Source organism: Acidimicrobiales bacterium (assembly GCA_033344915.1).
Taxonomy (GTDB): Bacteria; Actinomycetota; Acidimicrobiia; order Acidimicrobiales; family Aldehydirespiratoraceae; genus JAJRXC01.
In genome coordinates this window covers 1098931-1125697 of the sequence record JAWPML010000001.1, presented here as the reverse complement: position 1 = coordinate 1125697, position 26767 = coordinate 1098931, and the positions used below count along the sequence as shown (strand labels likewise).

The following is a 26767-nucleotide window of genomic DNA, read 5'->3' as shown; positions in this document are numbered from 1 at the left end:
CTGCATACCTTTCTGACCTAGATGAATGTTTTTCACTATGTTTCACGTTCTTTCGATGGTCAGGCGGGAGCCGAGCGGCCCGACGACGTGACCGCCCCCCGGCAGTCGTTTCGACCCCGCCGCGGACTCCCGACGGGCCGAGCCGTCGTCGGCGGCCTGTTGATCACGGTCGCCACGGTCGGTGCCTTCGCACTGGCCACGAGCGGCGACGAAGGACCGACCACCGAATATCTCGTCGTGGGCCGCGACGTCGAGCCTGGCGAGTCCCTCGACATCGGCGACGTCCACCTCGAGGCGATGGAGCTCTCCCCCGCCGTCGCCGCCAACGCGCTGCGCAGCACGAGCGGACTCGAAGGAGCGACCGCCCTGCGCTGGCTCCGCGCCGGCGAACTCGTGGACACCCGTTCGCTGCGCGGCGCGGCGTTCGTCGACGGGGAGCCCGTCACGGACGTCCATGAACTGACGTTCCCCGTCCGCCAGAGCCGCACGCCGACGCGGCTCGAACGCGGCGACCGGGTGACGATCCTCGCCCACGTCGACGACGACGTCCTGATCACCGCCCTCGAGGACGCTCTCGTCCTGTCGTACGACACCGCCCCGTCGGGTGTCGGCGGCGGTGACAGCGTGCTTGCCCTCGCCCTTCCCGACAGCGGCCTCGTCACCCGGGCGGCCCTGCTCAGCTACGACGCTGACCAGTTGACCGTGGTGCTCACGAGCGGTGCGCTCGACGACACCTATCCGGACCGCTTCCAGCTCGAGCCACGGACCGAGGAAGCAGTGGACGGATGACCGACGAGCGCTGGGTGGTCCTCGGTCTCGCCCACCCGCGAGCCGCGTGGTTCAGCGCCGTGGCACGCTGGGCCACGTCCGCGGCCATCCCCGTCGACTTCGTCAAGTGTGTCTCGGCGAACGAGGTGCGGGCCCGCCTTCGCAGCGGCCGCACGTTCTCCGCGCTCCTCGTCGGTGGCGACGTCAGCGGACTCGACCGGGATCTCGTCGCGGCGGCGACCGCAGCCGAGGTGTCGGTCGTCGTGGTCGACCCACGAACCGACCGCGACTGGGCCGATCTCGGCATCGCCGCCCTGCTCCCTCCCGACTTCGACCGTGCGCACCTCCTCACCGTGCTCGACGACCACGCCGAGCCGGTTGCTCGGCTGTCCGCGTCCGCCCCCAACGAACAAGTGGAGGTCGAGGCCGGCTGGCGGGGCCGACTGATCGCGGTCACAGGACCGGGTGGCACGGGCAGCAGCGTGACGGCGATCGCGACTGCCCAGGCGTTCGCCGCCGCGCCGAGCAACGCGGCGATGGTTCTCCTCGCCGATCTGGCGCTCGATGCCGAACAGGCCATGCTCCACGACACCCGCGACATCGTGCCGAGCGTCCAGGAACTGACCGATGCGCACCGAGCGGGTCGCCTCCCGATCGTCGACGTGCGCGGGTCGACCTTCGACGCCCCCGAACGCGGTTATCACCTCCTCCTCGGGCTGAGGCGCCACCGCGACTGGACGGCGCTGCGCCCTCGGGCGTTCGCCACCGCCCTCGACGGGATGCTGCGGGCGTACCGCATCGTGGTCGCCGATGTGGACGCCGACGTCGAAGGCGAGGCACTCACCGGATCGCTCGACGTCGAGGATCGCAACGTGATGGCCCGTACCACGATCGCGCGAGCCGACATCACCGTCGTCGTCGGCACGCCGTCGACGAAGGGCATCCACGCGCTCGCCCGCACCATTCGGGGCCTGCTCGCCTTCGGGGTCGAAGCCCAACGGATCGCTCCCGTCCTGGCCCGAGCACCGCGGAGCCCTCGTCGCCGGGCCGAAGCGGTCGGTGCACTGGCCGGCCTGCTGGGTCGCGAGGGCGCGCCGTCCGAGATCGACAACCCGGTGTTCCTCGCGGCGCGGGCCGACATCGAAGACGCGATCCGCGATGGAGTGCGTCTTCCGTCCTCGCTCGGCCGCCCGCTGCACCGAGAGCTCACCCGCCGGCTGCAGGAGCTCACGTCGGCGAGCCCCGACACCGCGGTGTCACCCCCGGTCGCGATCACGCCCGGTGCGCTCGGCGCCTGGTCCGAGCAGGTCGGATGACCGCGTTCGCGGAGCCGAGCCCGCTCGCCGAGATCGAGGCCCGCGTCCAGGAGCGCGCCAAGCACGAAGCGCTCGACCTCGCGGCGACGGACTCGACGGAGGCCCTTGCTCGCATGGTCGACCACGAGGTCACCGCCTGGAATGACGATCACCGTCGCGGCCTGCGGACGTTCGCGCTGGGCGATCCGGCGCGCGTCGCCGAGCGCGCCGTACGCAACCTGACCGGCTACGGGCCCCTGGGTCCCCTGCTGGGTGACGACGACGTGTGGGAGATCATGGTCAACGCGCCGGACGCCATCTTCGTGAAGCGCCACCGCGGCCCGTCCGGCTACCACGACGAAGTCTTCCACGACGACGCCCACGTCATCCGCACGTTGACGAAGGTGCTCGACGAATCGTCCACCGCTCATCGCAAGCTCGACCCGAGCGAGGGCCTCCAGGATGCCCAGCTCGACGACGGCGCCCGCCTCCACATCGTGCATGGCGACATCTCCCGAGGCGGCCACGTCATGGTGAACATCCGGAAGTTCACCGGCGTCGCCTTCCGCAGCCTCGGCGAACTCGTCGAACGACGCATGCTCACCAACGACGCCGCGCGGTTCCTGCTCGCATGCGTGCGGGCGCGCCAGACCATCGTCGTCGCCGGAGCTCCCGGGGCCGGGAAGACCACGATGATGAACTGTTGCGCGGCCGCTATCGACCCGTCGCTGCGCGTCGTCGTGGCCGAGGAGGTCTTCGAGGCCGACATCCCCCTCCCCAACGTCGCGAGCATGCAGACGCGGGCTGCCCGCACCGACCGGCCGGAGGTCGACCTGCGCCGCCTCGTCTCGGGGTTCCTGCGGATGGCGCCGGACGTCGCCATCGTGGGCGAGGTTCGCGACCGTGAGGCGCTCCCCCTGCTGCTGACGCTCTCCTCGGGGGTGAAGGGGTTCACCACGATCCACGCCGGTTCGGCCCGCCAGGCGCTCACCCGTCTCCGGTTCATCTGCCAGTTGTCGGACACCAGCAACGACCTGCCGATGACCGCGCTCAACAGCCTCGTCAGCGAGGCCGTGGACGTCGTCGTCCATTGTGTGCGCACGGCAGACGGGCCGCGCGTCGGCGGCATCGTCGCCGTCGAAGACATGACCGCCACGCCCGACGGGAGCGCATTCACCGCGACGGACGTCTTCGTCCGCGAGCCGGGTTGCGAGCTGCGCCGGTCCGGTGCGCTGCCCGTCCGCCTCGGTCGCGCCTTCTCGGACGCCGGGCTCGATCTTCGGGCGATCCTCGAGCCGACCGTGGAGGTACAGGTGTGATCCCGCTCGTCGTCGCCCTGCTCGCCGGGCTCGGCACCTTCTGGCTGTTCACGGCCGTCGCCATGGGCTGGACCGGGCTCGGGATCGGGCCGCGGCTCGCCGGCCGTTCGCGTCCCCGCGCCGACCTCGACGGGTGGTTGCACCGGATCGGCCTACAGGACGTCCCCCGCAGCGAGTTCGCGGCCGTCATCGTCGTCCTGTCCGGACTGGGCGCTCTCGGCGGCTACGCGGTGTTCGGCGCCCCCTCGGTGGCTGCCGCGCTCGCCGCGTTCAGCGCGTCGTTCCCGATCGCGGCTCACCGCCACCGACGGCAGACGCAGCGGGAACGAGCGCTCGAGGCATGGCCACGCATGATCGAGGAGATTCGCCTGCAGACAGCATCGCTGGGGCGGTCGATTCCCCAGGCGCTGTTCGCGGTCGGTGGCCGCGGCCCCGAGGAGCTTCGGCCCTCGTTCGCCGCGGCCCATCGCCAGTGGCTCCTCACCACCGACCTCGAGCGCACGTTCGCCGTGCTGAAGCGCGGCCTCGCCGACCCGACCGCGGACATGGCGTGCGAGACCCTGCTCATCGCGCACGAGCTGGGCGGCACCGATCTCGACCGGCGCCTCGAAGCGCTCGCGGTCGACCGCCGAGATGACGTCCAGGGCCGAAAGGACGCACGCAGTCGCCAGGCCGGCGCCCGCTTCGCCCGCATCTTCGTGCTCGTGGTGCCGGCCGGTATGGCCCTCGCCGGGATGTCGATCGGCAACGGCCGGGCCGCGTATCGATCGTCAGCCGGGCAGCTGACCGTTCTCGTCGCGATCGCCCTGGTGGTGGCGTGCTGGTTCTGGGCCGGCCGCGTGATGCGACTTCCGCCCCCGCGACGCGTGTTCGGCCCCTGATGTCCGCCCCGCTCCTTCTCATCGCGCTCGGCGGGTTCGCCGGGTCCACGCTCGTCCTGTCCGAGATCAGGTGGTTTCGGCGGCCGCCTCTGTTCGACCGGCTCGCGGCCTACACCCCGGCGACGAGCCGGTCGACGCGCAACGGTCTGCTGTCGGTGGCGTCGTTTCGAGACGTACTGGCTCCGCTCGCCCAACTGACCGGCGAACGACTCGCGCGTCTCTTCGGCGTGAGCGAGGAACTCAGCACCCGCTTACGGCGGGTGCACTCGCCACTGGATGTCGCGGCGTTTCGCGTTCGTCAGATGGGCTGGACCGGCGTCGCGTTCCTCGGTGGCGCGCTGGGCGCCGTCGCCACGGGGCCGCCGGCCGCCGTTGCCGCCCTCATCGTCGTCGGCGCACCGATCCTCGCGTTTCTGCTGCTCGAGCAGCAGATGATCGCGGCGTCCGATGCATGGCAGCGCCGCCTCGTCCTCGAACTCCCGGTGATCGCCGAGCAGATGGGCATGCTGCTGTCCGCGGGCTGGTCGATGCACGCCGCGATCGACCGGGTGGCGAGTCGCGGCAACGGCAACTGTTCCGCCGATCTGCGTCGCGTCGCCCAACGCATCGGTCAGGGGCTCGCCGAGGTCGATGCCCTGCGCGAGTGGGCCGACGTCGCCGATGTCGAGCCGCTCGACCGTTTCGTCGCCGTTCTCGCGCTCAACCGGGAGACGGCGGATCTGGGCGGACTCATCGCGGAGGAAGCCCGCTCGATGCGACGCGAGGCCCAGCGAGACCTCATCGAGGCGATCGAGAAGCGCAACCAGCAGGTCTGGATCCCGGTCACCGTCGCGGCACTCATCCCCGGCGTGCTGCTCATGGGCGTGCCCTTCGTCGACGCGCTCTCCCTGTTCTCGACGTCGTGAGACCGACGTCCCCCGTTCCCAACGAGAGGAAACAGCACCATGAATCGACCGATCATCCAGGCTCCGGTACCGGCCTCACCCGCGAACCGGCTCCACGGCGACCGCGGCGAGGGCGTGATCAGCACCGCCATCGCCGTGCTGATCATCGCCTTCCTCGGCGCGGCCATGTGGGTCGGGTTCAACGCCATCTGGTCCGACACCGAGGGCAACATCCAGAACCAGGTCAACGACATCGGGTCGTGAACCGCGGCCGGGTCGACGCCAGGGGTTCGCGGGAGCGCGGGGCCGGGCTGTTCGCGACGTCGGCGGGCCTGCTGGTGTTCCTGCTCCTCATGTTCGCCGCGGTCCAGATCCTGTTCAATCTCTACGCGACGTCGCTCGTCACGTCGGCCGGCTACGACGCGGCGCGCGACGTTGCCGGCTTTCGGGCCGCCGGCGATCGGTGCGGCGCGATCCGAGATGCCGAGGCGGCATTCGTGGAGCAGCTCGGCCGGTACGGCGCAGCGGGCCACGCCACCCTCGACTGGACGTGCACGGACCCCGACACCGTGACGGTGCGAATCACGGCGGAGCACCCCTCCATCCTGCCGACCCGACTCGCCGGCCTCGCAGGACTCTCGCAGATGGATCGCACGATCACCGTCCGGGTCGAGGACGACCGATGACCAGACGGCTGCGGGGGGACGACGGCCAGGTGGGCGGCATGGAGGTGCTGCCCTTCGGGTTCCTCGTGTTCGTCAGCGGCACCCTGTTGATCCTCAACGTGTGGGGGATCATCGATGCCAAGTTCGCCGTAACCTCTGCCTCGCGCGAGGCGACCAGGGCGTACGTCGAGGCGAGCGATGCCGTCGCGGCAGAGGTCGCCGCACTCGAGCGGGCCACCGAGACCCTCACTGCCTACGGACGCGACGGAGACCGGGCGACAGTGTCCACGCCGGTCCTCGATGCTCCGTTCGGTCGTTGCGTTCGCGTGGCGATCACCGTCAGCTACGACGTACCGATACTCGCCATCCCCTGGATCGGGGGGTTCGGCCGGCTCGGCGCCGTCGAGTCGACGGCGAGCGAGGTCGTCGATCCGTTCCGCAGCGGGCTGGACGGTCCGGCCCGGTGCTGAGGTACTCACGCCGCGAGCACGGAACGGTCCTGCTGCTGTTTCCCGCGGCGATCCTGATCATGTTCGTGCTCGGCGCGGTCGTGATCGACGTGAGCCTCACCCATGTCCGCGGCGACGAACTCGAAGCGGTCGCCGGTTCCGCGGCGAACGACGCCCTCGCCGGCCTCGACGTGGTGGCGCTGCGGTCGGGCGACGGCGTGCGCATCGATGTCGACCGGGCGGTCGACGTCGCGGAGGCCGGGATAGCGGCGGGACCGCTGCCGGAGGCCGAGCTCATCGACCTGAGGGTCGACGTCGACGGCGACGGACGGACGGTCATCAGCGTCACGCTCGAGCTCACGGTGGACCTCGTGATGGCACCGGCCGTCGGCGACCTGGATTCCGTCACGCTGCGCCGCACCCGCAGCGCGACGATTCTCGGCTCCGACCTGCCCTGACGCGTCGGCGGTCAGGCGATTGCGGCGATCTCGACCGTGCAGTCGGGATCATCGACCGCGGGAATCCGCTCACCGCAGGTGCGACCGAAGTCCCGGTACCCGGCGCCGGCCTCGTCGACCTCGTGGAGGGAGTCACAGGAGAGCCCGTAGCCGTCGACACAGGAGTCGAAGTAGAGGTCGAGGAGCGGACTGTCGCCATACGCCGCGGTGCCGGCCGTGGTGACGCAATCGCCGTCGCCCCCGCCGCGCCCACCACACGACTCCGCCATCGCCTCGTAGGCCGTGTCGATGTTCGAGTCCCACCAGAGCTGGTCGCAGGCAGCATCGTCGCCCGCCTCGCACCAGTCGTAGAGCCGGTCCAGGCCTGCGTCGTCGCCATAGTCCTCGGCGCCCGAACGGGTCTCCGGCGGGAGGTCGAAGGCCCCGGTGATCGTCGGGCCGCAGAATCCCAACGCGATCCCGAGCTCGAAGGGCGTACCGCCCTCCGTCCAGAGCAGCAGCCGCATGTCGTACCCCTCGAGCTCGAAGCGCTCGACGATGCAGTTCGCCGCCTCGATGTTGAGGCCCGTCCGATCGATCAGGTCGTCACGCAGGCCCACGAGCCACGGTCGGTCGGGGTTGGCGATCGCCGGCGGGTCGGGCACGGGTGCGGCGGTCGTCGTCGTCTCGGCGACGGTGGTGGGTGCCGCCGTGGTCGTGCTGGTCATGTCCGGTGCCGCGGTGGTCTCCGGAACGGAGGGGGCCGTGGTGGTGGTCGTGGTGGACTCGGGCGCCGCGTCGGGCGCTTCGTCACCGCCGCAGGCCGATGCCACCAGCACCAGCACCGTCGCCACGGTCGTCGTCATCAACCTTCGCCGCATCCGCGCCGCCCCTTCGCTCGAGGCCTCAGGCTAGATCGCGGTCGCCTAGAAGTAGATGATCTTCTTGGCCCGCTCGACGACGTCGTCGATGTCGTCGGTCCAGGCGCCCGTGCTCAGGTACTTCCAGCCGCCGTCGCTGAGGATGAACACGATCGTTCCCTCGTCGAGCTTCTCCGCGGTGCGGATGGCTCCGGCCAGGGCGGCCCCGGCGCTGATGCCGGAGAAGATCCCGATCTCGGCGAGTTTGCGGGTCCACTCGAGGCTCTCGCGGGGACGCACGATGCGCTTGCCGTCGAGCAGGTCGGGGCCGCCCCACTTCTCGTAGACGGGCGGGATGTAGCCCTCCTCGAGATTGCGGAGGCCTTCGACCTGCTCGCCGATCGGCGGTTCGACGGCGAGGATCTTGATGTCCGGGTTCTGTTCCTTGAGGAACGATCCGACGCCCATGAGCGTGCCGCTCGTGCCGAGCCCGGCGACGAAGTGGGTGATCTCGGGCACGTCCGCCCAGATCTCCGGGCCGGTCGTGTCGTAGTGGGCTTGCGGGTTGGCCTCGTTGGCGTACTGGTAGAGGAACACCCACTCCGGATGCTCGTCGGCCAGCGCCTGGGCCCGACGCACGGCGCCGTTACTGCCCTCCGCGCCGGGGCTGTCGATGATCTCGGCGCCGAACACCTCCAGCATCTGGCGACGCTCGATCGACACGTTCTCCGGGAGCACGATCTTGATCGGATAGCCGCGCTCCTTGGCGATCATGGCGAGGGCGATGCCGGTGTTGCCGGAGCTCGGCTCGATGATCGTCCTGCCGGGCGTGAGCGTGCCGTCCTCTTCGGCGGCGAGGATCATGGCTCGGGCGATGCGATCCTTCACCGATCCGCCGGGGTTCTGCCCCTCCATCTTGGCGAGGATGCGCACGTTGGGGTTGGGGCTCAGGCGGCTGACGTCGACCATCGGCGTGTTGCCGATCATGTCGAGCACCGAGTTGTGGATCACCACGGGACTTCCCTAATTCCGACCATTTCACTCGGGATTGTAGTGCCCCCGCCCCGATTGCCAACCCGCGCTCCCCTCCCCTCCCGTCCCGAAGAATCTCTGGTCACGAAAGGGTCGCCGAACCCACGCCCACGCCCCTCCCCAAGCAATCTCTGGTCACGAAAGGGTCGGGTTCGAGCCGTAGCGAACGACCCTTTGGTGGCCAGAGATTCCGACGGCGGTCCCGAAACCCGGCGAGGATCGACCCTTTCGTGACCAGAGATTCCCCGGCGGACGGGGGCGGGACGCGGCTGCGTAACCGGCAGCTGATCGGGCCAGCGCGTAACGTCGCCGTGATGTCGCCCCCACGCCTGAGCCTTCGCGAACGCCTCGAGAGTGACCTGCGGATGCTGCGCACGTCGACCAAGCTCGCCGGCGCGGCAAAGCATCGGGCGTCGAGCACGACCACCGTGCCCGACAAGTGGGAGGCGGTGGTCGACAAGCACCCGCACAAGGTCGCGATGATCGACGCGTCGGACGACGGCCGCGCCGTCACCTATCTCCAGCTCGATCAGATGGCGAACCGGGTCGCCCACTGGGCCAAGGCGAACGAGCTCGCCCGCGGCGACGTGGTCGCCCTGCTGATGATGAACCGCCCGGAGTACGTCGCCACGTGGCTCGGCCTGGCGAAGCTCGGCATCACGTCCGCCCTCATCAACACCAACCTCACCGGTGAACCGTTGCGTCACTCGATCGAGGTGTCCGGGGCGCGACACATCGTGGTCGACGAGGAGCTCGCCGATCAGTGGCAGACGTCGCGCGGGCCAGAGCATCCGGTCGAACTCGGCTTCGCGCCCGGCTGGGAGGAGATGGCGGAGCACTCGACATCGCGCCCCAAGGCGAGCGAGCGCGACGGCCTGACCTGCGGCGACCGCCTGCTCTACATCTACACGAGCGGCACCACCGGCCTGCCGAAGGCCGCGAGCTTCAGCCACAGCAAGTACCTCACGGTGTCCCTCGCCGCCGGCGCCATGACGAACATCGACCCGAGCGACCGCACCTACATCACGCTGCCGCTGTATCACACGGCCGGTGGCGTGATGGCGCTCGGTGGCGCCCTGCTCAACGGGGCGACCGCGGTCACGGTCCGCAAGTTCTCCGCCTCCCGCTTCTGGGACGATTGCGTGCAACACCGCGCCACGACGTTCCAGTACATCGGCGAGCTGTGCCGCTATCTGGTCAACTCCCCGAGCCATCCGCTCGAGCGTGCCCACGGCCTGCGCGTCGCCCTCGGCAACGGGCTGCGCCCCGACGTGTGGCCCGAGTTCCAGGAGCGCTTCGGTATCCCGGACATCGTCGAGTTCTACGGTGCGACCGAGGGCACCGGCTCGTTGATCAATCTCGACAATCGGGTCGGGGCCATCGGCCGCATGCGCCCGTCGGTCGCTCGGCGACTCGGAATGCACATCGTGAAGTACGACGTTGACGCGGACGAGATCGTGCGCGACGCGAACGGTCACGTGATCGACGTCGAGCCGAACGAGCCCGGCGAGTTCATCAGCCGGATCAGCAACGTCACCCCGTTCGAGGGCTACCACGACGAGGAGGCGACGGAGAAGAAGATCCTTCGCGACGCCTTCCGCGACGGCGACGCCTACTTCCGCTCCGGCGACCTGCTCAGCCAGGACGAGGACGGCTACTACTACTTCGTCGATCGCATCGGCGACACCTTCCGTTGGAAGGGTGAGAACGTGTCGACCGCGGAGGTGGCCGCCGTGCTCGGGCAGGCCACCGGCGTGTTGGAGGCGAACGTGTACGGCGTGACCGTGCCCGGCGCCGACGGCCGGGCCGGCATGGCCACGCTCGTCGTGGACGACTCGTTCACCACCGAGGCGCTCGCGGCCCACGCCGCCGAGAACCTGCCCGCCTACGCTCGGCCGCTCTTCCTCCGGATCCAGACCGAGGTCGAGATCACCGGCACGTTCAAGCACCGCAAGATCGACAGCGTCAAAGAGGGCTTCGATCCGACGGCGATCGACGACCCCCTGTGGTTCTTCGATCCCGACGACCGGGCCTACGTCCCCCTCGACCCCCCGCTGTTCGCCCGCATCACCGCCGGCGAGGTCCGGTTCTAGAGAAAGTACTGGGGTCTGACCCCGGAAAGTACGGCTAGGTGAGGGTGACGGGTTCTTCGGTGACGGTGCCGTCGTGGATGCGGTAGCTGCGCAGGCTGGGATCGGGGTGTTTGAGCGAGACGATGATGAAACGCCACGCTCCGAAGGGGTCGAAGCGGGCCGCGTCAGCCACATCGGTGGGCGACGGATAGTTCGTCGTGTGCGTGTGGGAGTGCATCACGCCGATGACGGCCAGCCCGGCGTCGTCGGCGGTGCGTTCGACGTCCATCATCTCTTGGGCGTCGAGCTCGTAGATCTGGCTCGACTTCGCCGCGTTCGCCATCGGGAAGAACCGCTCGATGCGGTCGCCGCCGAACTCGCCGGCGAAGAGGCCACACGCCTCATCGGGAAGTCCGAGGATGGCGTGGCCGATCATCTCGGCGTGGATCGACGCAGGGATCTCCAGCACGACGCCGAGGGTACCGGTTCCGCCCGACCCGTCAGGGGGTCGCGTCGAGAAGCTCGGTGATCGGCACGAGCGAACCGTTCTCACCGGCAGTCGAGTCCCACTCCGAGAGTCTGAACCCGTCGTTTGCGTCCGGCTTGCCCGGACCCCACGACGCGTAGGTGAAGCCCGGCAGTTCGACGTCACCGAGTCCCTCGTAGGCGGCTTGCACCGAGTCCGGCGTGAGCTCCGGACCGGCCGCGTTCATCACGGTCTCGAACACCGCGATCCAGGTGCACGCCTGCGCGATCGCGATGTCCCAGCGTTCGTCCCCCTCCCCTACTTCGGACGGGAGGCGGACCTCGGCATCCGGGTAGGCGTCGGTGAACTCCTTGGCACACGCAACCCGGCCGGGCTCCTCCCACGCTTCGTCGGAGCTCACACCCGCAAGGGTGATCGCTCCGTCGGCGTCGGAGCGGTCGACGGTCGTGCCCAGGTTGGCCAGCTGGTCGCCCGTCACCACCCAGAGCTCCTGTTGCAGGTCGTTGCGATGGATCCCGCGGATCGCGCCGGTGGTATCACCGTTGATGACGATGACGTCGGCGTTCTCGGTTCGGATGAGCTCGGCCGTCCGGTCCCAGTACTGGTCCTCGGCGACGACATCGTCGGTGGACGACGTGTTCACCGAGGTCACGACGATGTCGAGCCCGAGATCCCGCAGGATCGGCTCGATCACGTCGACGCTGTCTCGCTCGTTCTCGTTGCCGCTGACGACAGCCACCCGCTGCCCGTCGACGAAGCCGGCCTGATCGAGGAGCTCGAAGAAGATCGGGATGCGCCGGCGTCCGGCCGACCCGCTGATGACCCACACCGACTTCGCCCCCTCGAGGAGCTCGACGGTCATGGTGCCCTCGAAGACGACCAGGTCCTCCTGGTTCGTGAGGCACGGAGTCGCCGACTCGGCGGGGCCGAGAAATGCGCCGAGCACAGCGAACACGTCTCGATCCTCGGTCATCCGCAGGCACGAAGCCTCGGCATCGATGGCCAGTGCCGGGTTGTAGAAGTCCAGCACATAGTCGACCTGGCGGCCGGCGACGCCGCCCCGCTCGTTGAGCCGGTCGAGGTAGAACTCCCAGATCAGCCGCTGATCGCCCCAGCCGAAGTCCTGGAGTCCCAGGTCCTTCAGCACGTCGAAGTCCAGGACCGACACGGCGATGCTCACGGTGTCCTCGGTGACGCCCTTCCACGACGCGGTGAGGGCTGGAGGTTCCGTCGTGGCCGGATCCGGCTCGCCGCCGTCCGCGCTCGTGGTCGACGGCACGGTCGTGGTGGTCGTCGAGTCATCCGGTGCCGTGGCCGTGCCGTCGTCACCACACGCACCGGCAACCAACGCCAGCACCATTCCGATCCAGGCCAAACGCTTCGTCATGTCGTTCTCCCCCACCGCGGACCGTACCAATCCGTGCTGCCCGAGCACAGCCGACCGGTACCGTTGCGTCTCCGAGGAGCACCATGGCGAAGTCACAGAAGAAGCGCGACATTCCCGCCGGCGCCACCGCCGTGGCGACGAACCGCGCGGCGCGCCGCGACTACGACATCCTCGACACGCTCGAGGTCGGCATCCAGCTCCGCGGCAGCGAGGTGAAGTCGCTGCGCGAGAGCAAGGTCCAACTCGCGGAATCGTTCGCCATCGTCTACCAGCACGAGCTCTGGCTGGTCGGCCTCCACATCGGCGCGTACTCCCACTCCGCCGGCGCGTTCGGCCACGAGCCCGATCGTCGACGCAAGCTGCTCGCCCACCGAGCCGAGATCGACCGCTGGGCCGCCCGAGTCGATCGCGAGAAGCTCACGATCGTCCCCCTGGCGCTCTACTTCAAGGACGGGCGGGCGAAGCTCGAGATCGCGCTGGGCCGGGGCCGCTCGCAGGCCGACCGGCGCCACGACATCGCGAAGCGCGACGCCGACCGCGAGGCGCAGCGGGCGATCTCGCGGTCCCGCAGCGGCAAGTACTGAGCCCTACCGGCGCTTCCCGGCGGGGAAGCTCATCGGCATGACGCGCGGACCGCGGACCTGACCACCGGCCCACTTCATGGGCTCGCGGTCGCTCACGTGGAAGTACGGAATCCGCTCGATCCAGACCTCGAGCGCGGTGGTCATCTCGAGCCGAGCCAGGTTCGAGCCGGCACACCGGTGCACGCCGGAACCGAACGCCACGTGCCGGTTGCGGGCCCGGTCGATGATGAACTCGTCGGGGTTCTCGAAGTGCTCCGGATCGTGGTTCGCCGCCGGGAAGTTCATCAGCACCTTGTCGCCCGCGTGGATGCACACGTCGCCGATCTCCACGTCCACGTCCGCCACCCGCGCCATCGTGACCGGCGCGTAGTAACGCAGGAACTCCTCGACCGCGATCGGCAGGAGATCCGGCTCGTCGCGGAGCCGCTCGAGATCGCTCGGGTTCGTCCCCAGGTGCCACAGGGCGGACCCGATCGAGCTCCACGTGGTGTCGATCCCGGCAACGATCAGGAGGTTGGTGATGCCGACGACGACCTCGGGCGTGATGTTCGCGTCGGGGTGGTCGATCTCCATGAACAGCAACTCGGTGAGCAGGTCCTCCTGCGGGTCGGACTGGCGCTTGGCGACCTCCTCCCCGATGAAGCCGAGCAGCTCGTCGCGGGTGCGCAGGCGGAGCTCCGGATCGTTCAGCCCCTCACCGAGGACGCCGTTGACCCAGATCACGAACTGGTCGGCCATACCCGGATCGATCCCGATCATGTGGGCGATGACGCGGGGCGGAATCTGCTGCGAGTAGTCGACCGCGCCGTCGCACTGCCCCTGCTCGATGAACCCGTCGATCAGGTCGTGGCACAATTCCTCGGTGTACGCCTCGTAACTCAGCACGGCCTTCGGCGCGAACGCCGGCAGCAGCATGCGGCGCGTCCAGTCGTGGATCGGCGGGTCGGCGGTGATCGGCGCCGCCGCGATCTGCTGTTCGTAGCGCGACATCTCCGGCATGCCCGGCGCACCCGGCATCACGAGGATCTGCCGCGACGACAGCTCCGGCACCATCTTCGCCATCGCCCGTACGTCGTCGAACCGAGTCGGATTCCACGAGCCCCCGAGTCGGTCGGTGTGGGCGATCGGGCACTTCTCGCGCATCTCGGCCCAGATCGGCACCGGATCCTCGACGTAGGCCGGGTCACGGATGTCGTAGTCCGTCATCCAGTCCTCGACGGGGCCGCCCGGGGCCCAGATCTCCGCGGACGTCTCCATCCGCTCCTTCTTGTGCATGTCCACGCCGTCGTCAGCCGTACCCATGCCGACGAAGTTACCGCGTCCCTCGACCGCGGGGCGGGAAACATCCGGCCGCCGGGGACGGTAGCCTGAGTGTGCTGCTTGACAATCAGAACAGCACCACGGGGCTGATCGGTTTCGACGTTGGGACCAGGATGCAACGACGTGCGACCAGAGTTGCTCAGACTCTCTAAACGGGGCACCAACAGAGACGCCGATTCGGACGATCTCGCTCTCGCCGCCTGACCCAGTCAGTAGGTAGAGAGTCATCGCGACCAGCAATGGCACGCGGGGCCTGACCACTGCAGCCTGTCACCAGAAGCAGTGGTGGACGGTAGGGAAAGACCACTGACAGCCGGCAAAGACCGCTGACCCCGAGGAAAGACTCGGTGGCGGGGCCCTCGTGGCCCGCCTGACCCGGCAGGGTGGGAGCCACAACCCACGTTCACGGGAACGGTCGTATCGCGTCGGGTAACCACCTGACGGACGAGGGTTCGATTCCCTCCAGCTCCACGCCCCGCGGAACGTCCTTCACACTGACGAACTGGTGGGAACTGATCGGGCCAAGCCCGATCGGTTCCCACCCGTTCGGGATTTTGGGGTCGGTTCGGGTGGGGTCAGCGGGTGAGGTCGAGCAGCGTGTCGATCGCGGCGCGGATCATGGGCCGGTCTGCGCTCGACACGCGATGCGACACCTCGATCGTCCTCGTGACCGGTCGGGCGAGCCGCGCCGCATGCGTGCCCGGGCGAGGCAGGACCGACCGTTCCGGGACCAGCGCCACGCCGCACCCCGCCGCGACGAGGTCGAGTGTGGCGGGATAGCCATCGACCTGGTGGGCGACGTCGGGTTCGAATCCGGCGTCACGACAGGCGATCATGACGGCCCGCCCGCAGGCGGACGACGGGTTCGGCGCGACGAACTGGCATTCGGCGAGCGTCGCCAGGTCGATCACGTCTTTCGCGCGAACCGAGGCCGGAAGGACCGCGAGGAACGACTCCTCGGCGATGCTGGTCTTCGCGATGTCGTCGGGGCGCGGGACCGGGTCGTGCGGATAGTCCAGCGTGAACGCGAGGTCGACGTCGCCGTGGCCGACGGCGTCGAACGCGTCGTCCGGGTCGAGCTCGCGGCTGCGCACGCGCAGGTCCGGGTGGTCGATCGCGAGGCGCTCGACGAGCGGCGCGAGCAGAGTCGCGGCAACGGATTCGTAGATCCCGATGACGAGCGTTCCCCGCACCGAGGTGGCCACGGCCTCCAACGCGGCCTGGGCCGCTTCCATACCGTCGAGGACCTCGTCGGCGTGTCGGACCAGTTCGCGGCCCGCGTCGGTGAGCCGCACGCCGCGTCCAACCCGCTCGAGGACGGCGACACCGGTCGACTTCTCCAGCCCCATCAGCTGCTGGGAGACCGCGGACCGCGTGTACCCGAGCGAGTCGGCGGCCGCCGTGATGGTGGAACGGCGGGCGACCTCGCGCAGGAGTCGCAGGTGTTGGAGCGTCAGTTCCACGGGTCCCCCTTCGGCGACGGCGTTTCGGCATGTATTGTAAAGTCCTGCTTACGTTATATGTTCAGAACTCGTCGCTTGTACTGTACAGCCGGTCGAGCGATCGTGGGACCATGCTCCCGCACCACGATCCCGGGTTCGTGCTCGACGAGCACCGTCGCCGTGTCGAACGCGGTGTCCAGCGGGCCGCGCTCGCAAGTCCCCGCTGCCGTGCGCCGCTCCGGTGGAGGATGCGACGGCTCATGCCGACACTGCGCCGTCAACCCCGCCTGACGCCGGCGCCCTGCTGCTGACGAACGGGCCCGCTCACGGGCGCCGCACGTAGACGGTGAACCCGTCGACCTCGACCGGGTCGTCGTAGTGGTCGTCGACGAGGGCCGCGAGTTCGGGGAACAACGCCATCGGATAGACGCCGTACTCCCGAAAGGCCGACGGCTGCGTGTCGATGATGACGGCGGGCAACTCGGCGTCGAGTGCGGCCAGGAGATGCGGGTACCCGCGATCGGGCGCGTCGACGATCGTGTGGGGGCCGTTGTCGCGCGCCCCGGAGCGACCGGTCACGAAGTCCATGCTCACGAAGCCACCGGCCGGCCGTCGTTCCGCGTCCCAGTAGACCTCCGGGAAGTTGCCCCAGACGAGGACGGTCTCGTTCTCCCCCGAGTGGGCGACCACGAACTCGGACAGCGGGCCCGGGTCGGGCAGGTCGCGCACGGTCGACGGCGTCCAGGCGAGGAGGAGCGCGACGACCGCGGTCGCGCCCACGACCACGCCCGCGTGTCGTTGCCGACGCGGCGCCAGCGTCCGCATCTCGATCGCGGCCAGCAGCGCGAGCGGCGGCACCACCTGGAGCCAGTAGTGCCCGTAGAACCGGTACCCGGCGGCGACAGCGACGAGGCCGGTGGCGATCCACAGCCAGAGGTCGACGTTCTCCCGCCGTGGCGCCCGCCCCGCCACGAGCACGGCAACGAGATGGAACGCCACGAAAATGCCGAGGCTCACCAGGGCGCGACCGACCACCCGGCCCGGCTCGGCGCCGGCCAGCACGAAGCTCCCGTTGCTCTCGAACGCCCAGTAGGTGAAGTCGTCCCAGGGCACGGCGAGAGCGACGAGGCCGATCGGGATCAGTCCGCCCACGAACGCGATCGGCAGGTGACGGCGCCACGAACCGAAGCGCCAGATCGCGACCGTCGCGGGGAGCACGCCGATCGCCCACGTCTGTCGCGTGAGGGTCGCGACCGCCAGGGCGAGTCCCGCGACGAGCGCGGCGCGGTCCGTGCCCCGTCGGGCCGCGACGATCGCCACCGCGCCGAACGGCATCGCGAGGTGGCTGTAGTTGGCGGCCTGCGCGTCGACCGGCACCATCGCCAGCGCGCCACCGATCATCAGCGCGCCTCCCCACCACATCGCCTCACGACCACCGTGGCGACGGGCCTCCCGGGCGATCACGAGGGCAGCGACGAGGAGCAGGATCGCGGCGAGAGCATGGAGCGGGCGAAGGTCGGTGCTGCCGACGACGCGATGGCTCCACTCGTAGACGAACGCGGCGATCGGTGGCTTGCGGTCGATCCCGTCGACGTACAGCTCGCCGCCCCGCCACAGACCGATCGCCTGGGCGGAGATCGCCGCTTCGTCCGGGTCGAACAACTGGTTGACGAAACTCGGGAGCCGCAGCACCGCGATCGCGGACGCGAACACGACCGCGGGAGCCCATCGTCGCTCCAGAAGCCCCCGAACCGTGGTCGCCACGGCGTCAGCGTAGGCCCCGACCATCGCTGCCGGTGTGCGACCGCGCCGGTGCCCTAGCCTCCGACCATGACGAGCCAGTGGCGACGGGCCCGGGATCGACAACCGGATCGGCCCCCCGCCCTCCCGGTCTGGCCCGGTTCGCTCTCCAACGGCGAGTTCCTCCCCGAGCCCACCACGCCGCGCCAGCAGGCCATCGCGCGACAGATGCTGAGCCGCATCGAGCAGGCCGCGGACCGCACGGGCGTCGACCGGCGGCGGTTCCTGCGCTCGACCGGGGCCATGGCGGCCTCCCTCGCCGTGCTGAACGCCTGCGCGAGCGGCGACGACGCGTCCGCCGGACCGACCACGACCACGTCCACCACCTCCACGTCCACGACGAGCACCTCGACCACCGCACCACCGACCACCCTCGGCGACCCGGGCGGCGAGTACGTCGTGCCCGAACCGGAGGACGAGGAGGCCTGCGCCATCGAGCTCGGCGATCGCGGCGAGTTCATCTTCGACGTCCACACCCACCACGTGATGCCCGAGGGCGTGTGGCGCGACAACGCCGACCGCATCGAGTTGATGATCAACCGGCTCGTGCCGTCCGGCTGTGGTGAGGGCGACGGCCACGAATGCCTCAACCGCGTCAGCTACATCACGAACATGTTCCTGGGCAGCGACACCACGTTCGCCCTGCTCACCGACGTCCCCAACTCCGGGCCGCTCGACGCGCCGCTCCCCTTCGACGACAAGGTCGGCACCGCGGAACTCATGGAAGCCATCACCGTCGCCGGCCAGTCCCGCGTGCTCATCCACGACGTGATCGCACCGAACTTCGGGGACCTGTCGAGCCGACTGGACGGCATGACCCGCACGGCCGACACCGGCCGGGTCGCGGCGTTCAAGGTGTACACCGCGTGGGGTCCGCAGAACCAGGGCTACTCGATGGTCGACCCCGAGATCGGGCTCCCGGTCATCGATCACATGCGTGACCTCGGCGTCACCACCCTGTGCGGCCACAAGGGGCTGCCCCTCCAGGAGTTCGATCGCCGGTTCAACGGGCCGGACGACCTCTGCGCCGCGGCCTCCCTGTATCCGGACATGAACTTCGTGATCTACCACTCGGCCTACGAAACCCAGACGGTGGAGCGTGCCTATGACCCGAACCGGGCCACCACCGGGGTGAACTCGCTGGTCAAGGCGATGGACGACCATGGCATCGAGCCCAACACGAACGTGTGGTGCGAGCTCGGCACGGCGTGGCGAGAGGTGATGGGCGACCCCACCGAGGCGGCCCACCTGCTGGGCAAGCTGCTCACCCGGGTCGGCGCCGACCGTGTGATGTGGGGCACCGACGCCATCTGGCTCGGCTCGCCGCAGCGTCAGATCGAGGCGTTCCGGGCGTTCCAGATCACCGAGGCGTTCCAGGAGACCCACCACTACCCCGCGCTCACGGACGAGCTCAAGGCGAAGGTCTTCGGACTCAACGCGGCCGGACTGTTCGGCCTCGATCCCGAGGGCATCACCTGCGCGATCGACCAGGACCTCCTCACGGCGAGCCGGGGCGAACTCGAGGTGCTCGTCGACGACGGCCTCGTGCCGAACCCCTACGAACCGATCGGCTACGTCACGCGGCGTCAGGTCCTCAACTGGTGGAACCAGTTCCCGGAGCCCGTCTTCCCGGCGTGACGCGCCGCGCGGCCGCTCGCTACGGTCAGGCCGTCAACCGGGAGACCTGCCATGAACCGTCGCCGCATCGTTGCCCTGCTCGGAGTCCTCGCCCTGTTCGCCGCCGCGTGCGGTGACGACGCGAACGAAGCCGCGGACCCGACGACGACCACCACCGAGGCACCGGCAACGACGAGCACCACCGAGGCACCGGCGACGACCAGTACGACCGAGGCACCGGCCCCGGAGTGGGTGTCGCACCTCGCCGGGCCGGAGTGCATGTGTGCCGACGGCAGCGAGTACTACATCCACACCCGGGCGGCGGACCCCGACAAGGTGATGCTCTACTTCCAGGGTGGCGGCGCCTGCTTCACCGAGCAGATGTGTGACTTCGAGAACGGCACCTACAAGGTGACCACCGGTGAGGACGATCACCCGGGCGACGACGGCAACGGCATCTTCGACTACGACAACCCCCTCAATCCGCTGGCCGATTGGACGGTCGTGTTCGTGCCCTACTGCTCGGGCGATGTGTTCCTGGGCGACGCGACCACCACCTACGGCGAGCTCACAATCGAGCACAACGGGTTCGAGAATGCGATGCACGGCCTCGACCACGTCGTCGAGAACTACGGCGACGCGTCGCAGCTCCTCGTGACCGGCTCGAGCGCCGGCGGTGTGCCCGCTCCCCTGTTCGGCGGACTCGCGTCGGATCGCATGAGTGAGGGGACGGACATCGCGGTGCTCGCCGATGCGTCGGGCGGCTACGCCACGAGTCCGCTGCAGAATCAGTTCATCGGCAACCTCTGGGGCTCGACGAACAACATCCCAGACTGGCCGGTCGTCGCCGACATCGCGCCCGAGGAGTGGGGCATCCCCGATCTCTTCCGGTTCGCCGGCGTCCACGATCCGGATCTACGCATGGCCCGCTTCGACAACGCGTTCGACAACGTGCAGGTCAGCTTCTCCGCGATGGCGGGACTCGAAGGGGGCCTCCTGGAGGTCCTCGACTTCAACGAGGCGCTCGTCGAGGACGACGGGGTCGACCTCCAGGTCTATGTCGCGCCGGGCGACTCCCACACGATTCTGGGACGGCCGGACGTCTACACCGAGACCGTGGAAGGCGTCGCGTTCATCGACTGGCTCACCGAGTTCGTCGAGGGTGGCGCCCCCGGCGACGTCCACTGCACCGAGTGCGGCGACGGCGCCGAGAGCTGAGCCGGCTACGGCGCCTTGATGACGTCGTTGAAGTCGAACTCGAAGAGCGAGCCGACGATCTGGTATCCGTCGGCGAACCCTTCGTAGGCGCCGAAGGTCGAGTAGAACGCGAAGCCCATCAGACAGCCACCGAAGATCGTCAGGTTCTTCATGAAGTTCGGCATCTGCATCATCTGCGCCTCGCCCTCCATTTTCCAGAACGGATGGACCGTGAAGGCCGCGATCATCACCAGCACGCCCGTCAGGAGGAAGGCGAGATCGGTGAAGATGCCGAGCGCGATGGCGATGCCGCCGAGCCCGAAGCAGACCCCACTGATCTGACCCATCAGCTTGGCGTTGGGGAGGCCGGCCCCCGCGGCTGTCGCCGTGGTGCTCTCCTCGTCGGCCAACTGGCCGATCCCGCTGCCGATGAAGATGACCGAGAACACAATTCTTCCGAGTAGTAGCACGATCTCCATGAGATCCCCTTTCGTCGCTGACCGAAGTCTTTCACTCGGGGATCACCCGTGACGCGGACTCGCCCCGCTCCGACACCTGCGGATAGCGTGGTGAACGATCGCTAACTTCCGTGGAGACGAGATGTCCGACGCCGCCATTGCCGACCTGACCGAAGAGGAGTTCCGTGCCCGATGCCGGGAGTTCCTGAACGAGCACGCCACCGGGATCCAGCTCGACGGCGACGGCGATTCGGGCGGCCTCAAGCGGCTCGCAGCCGGCAAGGCGTTCCAGTCCGCGCTCTACGAGGCCGGGCTCGCCGGCCTCACCTACCCGAAGGAGTTCGGCGGCGCCGGGCTCACGAAGGACCACGAGCGCTGGTGGCGTGAGGAATACGCCAACTACCCGAACATGACGTTCGAGTTCACGATCTCCCACGGCATGTGTTTGCCGATGCTCGCCGAGTACGGAACCGACGACCAGAAGCGCGCCTACCTCGCCGACAACATTTCCGGCGACAAGATCTGGTGCCAGATGTTCTCCGAGCCGGGCGCGGGCTCCGACGTCGCTTCCCTGCAGACGAGAGCGGTGCGCGACGGCGACACGTGGGTCCTCAACGGCCAGAAGGTGTGGACCACCCTCGCGCACGTCAGCGACTACGGCGTCGTCATCGCCCGGACCGACCCGGAGGTTCCCAAGCACGCCGGCATCTCGATGTTCATCGTGCCGATGGACGCCGAGGGCGTCGAGGTCCGTCCGATCCACCAGATCGACGGCGGCAGCCACTTCAACGAGATCTTCTTCACCGACGTGAGCATTCCGGCCGAGAATCTCCTCGGCGATCTCAACAACGGCTGGAACATGGCCACCGCGATGCTCATGTACGAACGGGTCGCGATCGGCTCGGGCGCGACCGCCGGCATCAAGCACGAGCGGGCCGACTCGCTCATCGAGGAGGCGAAGAAGCGTGGCCTCATCGACAACCCCACCCTCCGCCAGAAGCTGATGAAGATCTACATCAAGGAGACCTGCCACTCCATGGTCTCCATGCGGACCCGCGCCGAGATGCAGGCAGGCAAGACGCCCGGCCCCGGCGGTTCGATCGGCAAGCTCTTCAGCACGCTCATCATGAACGAGGTGCGTGACGTCTCGATGGAGATCGTCGGCGCATCCGGCGTCGCCTGGGAAGGCGACCACGGCGGCGGTTGGCAACGTGCCGCGCTCACCGGCCTCCAGGGCGGCATCGCCGGCGGCACCAACGAGATCCAGAAGAACATCATCGGTGACCGCGTGCTGGGTCTCCCCCGCGACATCAGCGTCGACAAGGGTGTGCCCTTCAAGGACCTGAAGGTCGGCACCCAGAAGTCGGCGGACTAGCCCGAGCGCCTCGGGAGAAGCGGGGGTCAGACCCCAGTTGAAGCGCGGACGAGGTCTTCGGAGATCGTCCAGAGGCGGGCGGCCGCCGCGTCGTCTCGCGCGGTCTTGCGGGGCTTCTTGATCCGGGACTTGACGAAGTACTCGCCGGTGACGCCCTCGAGCTCGGGATCGGTCGCCGCCCAGACGGACGTGCGGGCGCCCTTCTCCGGCGTCAGGAAGAACCGGTTCACCAGCGGCCACACGACATTGCTCAGCCGTGATGCCTCGGTGTCGCGTCCCAGCCTCGTCCGCACCGCGCCGGGGTGCACGCAGTTCACGGTCACCCGATCGGCAGGCAACCGCTTCGCGAGCTCGTGGGTGTGCAGCATGTTGGCCAGCTTGGAGCGGGAGTAGACCGCCATCCCCCGGGCGGCACCGAACCGGCCCGAGGAAGCCATCAGGTCGTCGAAGTCCAGCCCCTTGGTGAACTGATGCGCGTCGGACGCCACGATCACGATCCGCGCCGGCGCCGAGGCCTCCAGCAACGGGAGCAGCGACTGCACGAGCTGGAAGTGGCCGAGGTGGTTCACCCCGAACGTGAACTCGTGGCCGTCGGCGGTGAGGCGACGCTCGGTCAGGACGACACCCGCATTGTTGATGAGCACGTCCAGCCGATCGAAGTCGGCGGCGAACTGCGTGGCGAAGGCACGGACCGCGGCCAGATCGTCGAGATCGAGCCGACGATGGCTGACGACCGCGTCCGGCGAGCCCGCCTCGACCTCGGCGACCACCTCGTCGCCGGCCGCGGGCTTGCGGGCGGTGAACACGACCTCGGCACCGCCCGCGGCGAGCGCCGCCACGGTCGCCCGGCCGATGCCGGTGGTGCCGCCCGTGACCAGCACCCGCTTGCCTTCGATGTTCCACGTCATGGGCGCGAGTACAGCCGATGCGTCGCCGCCGAGCGAGTCCGGGTTGCTGGGCAAGCGCTCGTTCCCTGTCCCCGGAACGACGTTGCGCCGCCGGCCCGAAGGAGATCGGATCCGGCGGCGCAGTCAACCTGGAGGGGTTGTTCCCTCTCCATCGGCGCGCCCGGCGCGAGGTTGAGGGAACGTCGGTACGCGGGGGCGCCGGGCGGACGAGTACCGTCGTGCCGATGAGCGAGGCCGACCAACGCCGGGAGATGATCGAGGTACTCGGCGAGCTGGGCGTACCCGAGGCCGAGGTGCCCGAGAGCCTCGCTGATGCCTCCGCGATGGCGTCGGACGTCGTGATCGCCCGCGACGACGAGTTCTCCCTCCGCCAGCTCGCCACCGAGCTCGGCCAGGAGGTCGCCGACGTCGCCGACGGCTTCCGTCACCTCGGCATCATCGTCCACGACCCCGACGCCGTGATGTTCTGTAGGGAGGACGTCGACCTCGCACGATTCCTGGCGACCGCAGTCGCCGACGTGTTCAACGAAGCGGAAGGCCGCGAGATCCTCCACGTCGCGGGTACCGCGCTGTCCAGCATCGCGGAAGCCTCGGTTGCCGGTCATGTGCAGGGCCCGGAGCGGCGTACCGCGAACTATGTCGAGAACGCCCGCCTCAACGCCTACATCGCCGAACTCGGCCTCGAGCTGAGTCAACTCCTCGCCGCCGCCTTCCGCCACCACCTCCGCCAGACCGCCCAGGTCCAACGGCGGACCCAGAGCTCAACGCACCGAGAGCAGGTCACCCTCGCCGTCGGGTTCCTCGACCTCGTCGGCTTCACCTCGCTCAGCCAGGAGCTCGACGTGGAGGAGCTGGTCGTATTCGTGAAGGCATTCGAGTCCCGCGCCCATGAGCTCGCCCATGACCATCGCGCCCGGATCGTGAAACTGATCGGCGACGAGGTCATGATCGTCGCCGTCGACCCCGCCGACGCGGCGCGGTTCGTGAGCGGCATGATCGCGTCACTCGACGACGACGGCGTCGTTCCCCGTGGCGGCCTGGCCTTCGGCGAGCTGATCAACATCCATGGCGACTACTTCGGCCCCGTGGTGAACCTCGCCGCCCGACTCACCGACGCGGCCGTGCCGGGCGAGGTGCTCGTCGACGACGCGGTCGCCCAGGTCGTCGCGAGCGAGGCCGCCGGCCGCCGGATGCTCAAGGGATTCGACGAGCCGATCCGGGTTCACACGCTCCTCACGAGCGAGCTCACATGACCGCCTCGCCGGGCGACGCCGTGCAGGCGATCCGCGACCAGCTCGACCATCCCGTCATCGACACCGACGGCCACGTGATCGAGTACCTGCCGTGGGTCCGCGATCTCGTCGTCGACATCGCGGGCGAGGACGTGGCCGGCCGGTTCGACCAGATGGTCGGCTCCGCTCCGGTCGTTCGCCAGGTCCCCACCGAGCTGCGGCGACAGGCCGGCGTGACCCGGACCGCCTGGTGGGCCGTGCCCGCCCGCAACACCCTCGATCGGGCGACGGCGATGCTGCCGCGGTTGCTCCGCTCCCGACTCGACGAACTCGGGATCGACGTCGCGGTGCTCTACCCCACCTACGGGCTCACGGTGACGGCGTTCGCGGACGACGAGCTGCGCCAAGCGATGGCGCGGGCGTTCAACATCTACATGGCGCAGGCCCACGCCGATGTCGGCGACCGGCTGATCCCGGTCGCCGCGATCCCGATGTTCACCCCGGAGGAGGCCATCGACGAACTCGACCACGCGGTCGGCGAGCTCGGACTCAAGGCGGTGATGCTCGCCGGCGTCATCCCGCGCCCGCTGCCGGGAGCCGAGAACATCCGCGGGGCGCGCTACATGAACGGCGTCGGCCACGACAGTGCGTACGACTACGACCCCGTGTGGAAACGGTGTGCGGAGCTCGGTGTCTGCCCGACGTTTCACGCCGGCGGCCAGGGCTGGGGCTCTCGTATGTCACGGACCAACTACGTCCACAACCACATCGGCAACTTCGCCGCCGCCGGCGAGGCCGCCCTGCGCTCACTGCTCCTGGGCGGGGCCCCGATGCGCTTTCCGGACCTGCGGTGGGCGTTTCTCGAAGGTGGCGTCGCCTGGGGCGCGAACTTCCTCGGTGACGCGCTCGGGCACTACGAGAAGCGCAACGGCGAGGCGATCCAGCACTACAACCCCGCCGCCCTCGACCGAACGGATCTCGAGCGCCTCCTGGCCGCCCACGGGGCCGACGAGGTCACGAGCCGGATCGAGCGGCTGGACTATGCGCTCCAGATGCTCTCCGATCCGGACGAGGACCAGGACACGCTCGACGAGTGGGCGGAGAGCGGGATCCGATCACCGGACGACATCATCGAACTGTTCCGCGACCGGTTCTACTTCGGGTGTGAGGCGGACGACCCGATGAACGCACTCGCCTACCAGCGCCACCTCGTGCCCGCGGGGGTTCGGCTGCGGGCGATCTTCGCGAGCGACATCGGCCATTGGGACGTGCCCGACTTCACCGGCGTCCTCCCCGAAGCGTTCGAGTTGGTGGAGGACGGTCTTCTCGACGCCGACGACTTCCGCGCCTTCGTGTTCGACGACCCGGTCCGCCTCTTCACCGCCGGCAATCCGGACTTCTTCGCGGGAACGGTGGTCGCGGCGGACGCCGCGCGGGTCACGACCTGACGGCGGACTCGAGGAAACGACGCACGCGGGTGACCACGGCGTCCACGAGTTCCGGTGCGTCGGAGACCAAGCCGGGCACGACCATCCACTCGATCGGCAGGCGCTCGACCAACTCCCGGTTGTGAGGGTGGATGAACGCGTCCTCGGCCCAGTAGGCGAACGTGGGGACGGACGGCTTGAGAAACCCCCGCGCCCGGCGCAGGTCGCTCCGCAGAACGGCGGCGATCGCGGCGGGGTCGTTCGCGTCCGCACGGTCCCGTCGCACGTCGAGGGGCACCGGATCCTGCATGAGCGCGAAGTAGGCATCCCAGTCGCCGGCCTCGAGTGCGGACGCACATTTGTCGGTCAATTCGGTGAGGTCGCCGCCGATCTCGCGCATTCCCTCGGCGAAGTCGCCGAGAAACGTCCCACCGATCACGACCGCATCGACGACATCCGGGCGCCGGCGGGCGGTGTCGACGACCGTCTCGGCGCCGGCCCCGAACCCCCACAAGGTGGCCCGCTCGATGCCCTCGTTCTCGAGTACGGCGATGACGTGGCCGACCGCCTGCTCGACGCCGTACACCGCGGGATCGTGTGGCCGGTCGCTCTCGCCGTGCCCGAGCGGGTCCATGACGATGACGCGATGATCGGTGGCCAAGCGGTCGACGTAGCCCATCTCACGCCAGAGCGCGGCGGACTGGAGCAATGCCGGAACTATCAGCAGATACGGACCGACTCCCGCCACTTCATAGGAGATTCGGCTTCCGTCCGCTGCAGAGACCTCCCGCCGAGGACTCATCGCACCTCCTGAACCACTGACGACACTAGCGCGCGGTCGTCGGGCTGCGACACATGGGCGCGCCGCGTG

The 26767-nt window shown here is 69.0% G+C and carries 26 protein-coding genes and 1 other RNA gene; 17 read left to right on the top strand and 10 right to left on the bottom strand.

The window, feature by feature from the left end; genetic code table 11:
* Positions 1–87 precede the first annotated feature (87 nt).
* From R8F63_05370 to R8F63_05330, 9 genes are read left to right on the top strand one after another with little or no spacing between them, the layout of a single operon-like run.
* Complete coding sequence (locus tag R8F63_05370; protein ID MDW3218025.1) at positions 88–789, top strand: hypothetical protein; 702 nt, start codon at positions 88–90, stop codon at positions 787–789.
* Positions 786–2084, top strand: coding sequence for a hypothetical protein (locus tag R8F63_05365; GenBank protein MDW3218024.1), 1299 nt, complete (start codon positions 786–788; stop codon positions 2082–2084). Before R8F63_05370 ends, R8F63_05365 begins: the two co-directional genes overlap by 4 nt.
* A complete protein-coding gene (locus R8F63_05360; GenBank protein ID MDW3218023.1) occupies positions 2081–3382 on the top strand; it encodes an ATPase, T2SS/T4P/T4SS family in 1302 nt (433 codons plus the stop codon). Before R8F63_05365 ends, R8F63_05360 begins: the two co-directional genes overlap by 4 nt.
* A complete protein-coding gene (locus tag R8F63_05355; GenBank protein ID MDW3218022.1) occupies positions 3379–4263 on the top strand; it encodes a hypothetical protein in 885 nt (294 codons plus the stop codon). Before R8F63_05360 ends, R8F63_05355 begins: the two co-directional genes overlap by 4 nt.
* Positions 4263–5168, top strand: a complete 906-nt coding sequence (locus R8F63_05350; GenBank protein ID MDW3218021.1) for a type II secretion system F family protein — start codon at positions 4263–4265, stop codon at positions 5166–5168. Before R8F63_05355 ends, R8F63_05350 begins: the two co-directional genes overlap by 1 nt.
* Positions 5169–5207: 39 nt before the next feature.
* Positions 5208–5411 carry a hypothetical protein gene (locus R8F63_05345; protein ID MDW3218020.1) on the top strand — a complete coding sequence of 68 codons (204 nt, stop codon included), beginning with the start codon at positions 5208–5210 and terminating at the stop codon, positions 5409–5411.
* The gene (locus R8F63_05340) at positions 5408–5833 is read left to right on the top strand and encodes a hypothetical protein (protein MDW3218019.1); all 426 of its coding nucleotides are present in this window, start codon (positions 5408–5410) and stop codon (positions 5831–5833) included. The genes R8F63_05345 and R8F63_05340 overlap by 4 nt, the downstream gene beginning before the upstream one ends.
* Positions 5830–6282, top strand: a complete 453-nt coding sequence (locus R8F63_05335) for a hypothetical protein (protein MDW3218018.1) — start codon at positions 5830–5832, stop codon at positions 6280–6282. Before R8F63_05340 ends, R8F63_05335 begins: the two co-directional genes overlap by 4 nt.
* Entirely contained in the window at positions 6276–6719 is a 444-nt protein-coding gene (locus R8F63_05330; GenBank protein MDW3218017.1) for a hypothetical protein, read from the top strand. Before R8F63_05335 ends, R8F63_05330 begins: the two co-directional genes overlap by 7 nt.
* Before the next feature lie 11 nt (positions 6720–6730).
* Here R8F63_05330 and R8F63_05325 read toward each other — a convergent pair whose 3' ends face one another.
* Together R8F63_05325 and R8F63_05320 are read right to left on the bottom strand one after the other, a co-directional pair.
* Entirely contained in the window at positions 6731–7564 is an 834-nt protein-coding gene (locus R8F63_05325; protein MDW3218016.1) for a hypothetical protein, read from the bottom strand.
* Positions 7565–7624: 60 nt separating this feature from the next.
* On the bottom strand, positions 7625–8572 hold the full coding sequence (locus R8F63_05320; GenBank protein ID MDW3218015.1) for a cysteine synthase family protein: 948 nt from the start codon (positions 8570–8572) through the stop codon (positions 7625–7627).
* A gap of 332 nt (positions 8573–8904) precedes the next feature.
* Here R8F63_05320 and R8F63_05315 point away from each other — a divergent pair, with 332 nt between their 5' ends.
* A complete protein-coding gene (locus R8F63_05315; GenBank protein MDW3218014.1) occupies positions 8905–10683 on the top strand; it encodes a long-chain-acyl-CoA synthetase in 1779 nt (592 codons plus the stop codon).
* Positions 10684–10717: 34 nt separating this feature from the next.
* Here R8F63_05315 and R8F63_05310 read toward each other — a convergent pair whose 3' ends face one another.
* Together R8F63_05310 and R8F63_05305 are read right to left on the bottom strand one after the other, a co-directional pair.
* The gene (locus R8F63_05310; GenBank protein ID MDW3218013.1) at positions 10718–11131 is read right to left on the bottom strand and encodes a M67 family metallopeptidase; all 414 of its coding nucleotides are present in this window, start codon (positions 11129–11131) and stop codon (positions 10718–10720) included.
* 31 nt (positions 11132–11162) lie between these two features.
* Positions 11163–12536 (bottom strand): ABC transporter substrate-binding protein, encoded by a 1374-nt coding sequence (locus R8F63_05305; GenBank protein MDW3218012.1) that lies wholly within the window; start codon positions 12534–12536, stop codon positions 11163–11165.
* Positions 12537–12619: 83 nt separating this feature from the next.
* Between R8F63_05305 and smpB the strand changes: the two genes are divergently transcribed.
* Positions 12620–13120 (top strand): SsrA-binding protein SmpB, encoded by a 501-nt coding sequence (smpB, locus tag R8F63_05300; GenBank protein MDW3218011.1) that lies wholly within the window; start codon positions 12620–12622, stop codon positions 13118–13120.
* A 3-nt stretch (positions 13121–13123) separates the two neighbouring features.
* On the opposite strand, the gene R8F63_05295 is transcribed toward smpB, so the two are convergent.
* Positions 13124–14422 (bottom strand): cytochrome P450, encoded by a 1299-nt coding sequence (locus R8F63_05295; GenBank protein ID MDW3218010.1) that lies wholly within the window; start codon positions 14420–14422, stop codon positions 13124–13126.
* A gap of 100 nt (positions 14423–14522) precedes the next feature.
* On the opposite strand from R8F63_05295, the gene ssrA reads away from it, so the two are divergent.
* Positions 14523–14914: a transfer-messenger RNA gene (gene ssrA / locus R8F63_05290) on the top strand.
* A gap of 101 nt (positions 14915–15015) precedes the next feature.
* Here the strand turns inward: ssrA and R8F63_05285 are convergent.
* Entirely contained in the window at positions 15016–15903 is an 888-nt protein-coding gene (locus R8F63_05285; protein MDW3218009.1) for a LysR family transcriptional regulator, read from the bottom strand.
* A 303-nt stretch (positions 15904–16206) separates the two neighbouring features.
* Positions 16207–17646 (bottom strand): hypothetical protein, encoded by a 1440-nt coding sequence (locus R8F63_05280; protein MDW3218008.1) that lies wholly within the window; start codon positions 17644–17646, stop codon positions 16207–16209.
* 66 nt (positions 17647–17712) lie between these two features.
* Here R8F63_05280 and R8F63_05275 point away from each other — a divergent pair, with 66 nt between their 5' ends.
* Together R8F63_05275 and R8F63_05270 are read left to right on the top strand one after the other, a co-directional pair.
* A complete protein-coding gene (locus tag R8F63_05275; GenBank protein ID MDW3218007.1) occupies positions 17713–19320 on the top strand; it encodes an amidohydrolase family protein in 1608 nt (535 codons plus the stop codon).
* Positions 19321–19371: 51 nt separating this feature from the next.
* Positions 19372–20517 carry a pectin acetylesterase-family hydrolase gene (locus R8F63_05270; GenBank protein MDW3218006.1) on the top strand — a complete coding sequence of 382 codons (1146 nt, stop codon included), beginning with the start codon at positions 19372–19374 and terminating at the stop codon, positions 20515–20517.
* Between the two features lie 5 nt (positions 20518–20522).
* Here R8F63_05270 and R8F63_05265 read toward each other — a convergent pair whose 3' ends face one another.
* Entirely contained in the window at positions 20523–20975 is a 453-nt protein-coding gene (locus R8F63_05265; GenBank protein ID MDW3218005.1) for a DoxX family protein, read from the bottom strand.
* A 121-nt stretch (positions 20976–21096) separates the two neighbouring features.
* Between R8F63_05265 and R8F63_05260 the strand changes: the two genes are divergently transcribed.
* Entirely contained in the window at positions 21097–22329 is a 1233-nt protein-coding gene (locus R8F63_05260; protein ID MDW3218004.1) for an acyl-CoA dehydrogenase family protein, read from the top strand.
* Positions 22330–22355: 26 nt separating this feature from the next.
* Here the strand turns inward: R8F63_05260 and R8F63_05255 are convergent, their stop codons facing one another.
* The gene (locus tag R8F63_05255; GenBank protein MDW3218003.1) at positions 22356–23237 is read right to left on the bottom strand and encodes an SDR family oxidoreductase; all 882 of its coding nucleotides are present in this window, start codon (positions 23235–23237) and stop codon (positions 22356–22358) included.
* Between the two features lie 224 nt (positions 23238–23461).
* On the opposite strand from R8F63_05255, the gene R8F63_05250 reads away from it, so the two are divergent.
* The gene (locus R8F63_05250) at positions 23462–24490 is read left to right on the top strand and encodes an adenylate/guanylate cyclase domain-containing protein (GenBank protein MDW3218002.1); all 1029 of its coding nucleotides are present in this window, start codon (positions 23462–23464) and stop codon (positions 24488–24490) included.
* Positions 24487–25917, top strand: coding sequence for an amidohydrolase family protein (locus R8F63_05245; protein MDW3218001.1), 1431 nt, complete (start codon positions 24487–24489; stop codon positions 25915–25917). Before R8F63_05250 ends, R8F63_05245 begins: the two co-directional genes overlap by 4 nt.
* Here R8F63_05245 and R8F63_05240 read toward each other — a convergent pair.
* The gene (locus tag R8F63_05240; GenBank protein ID MDW3218000.1) at positions 25907–26698 is read right to left on the bottom strand and encodes an alpha/beta fold hydrolase; all 792 of its coding nucleotides are present in this window, start codon (positions 26696–26698) and stop codon (positions 25907–25909) included. The two genes, R8F63_05245 and R8F63_05240, sit on opposite strands and share 11 nt — an antisense overlap.
* Between the last annotated feature and the right edge of the window lie 69 nt (positions 26699–26767).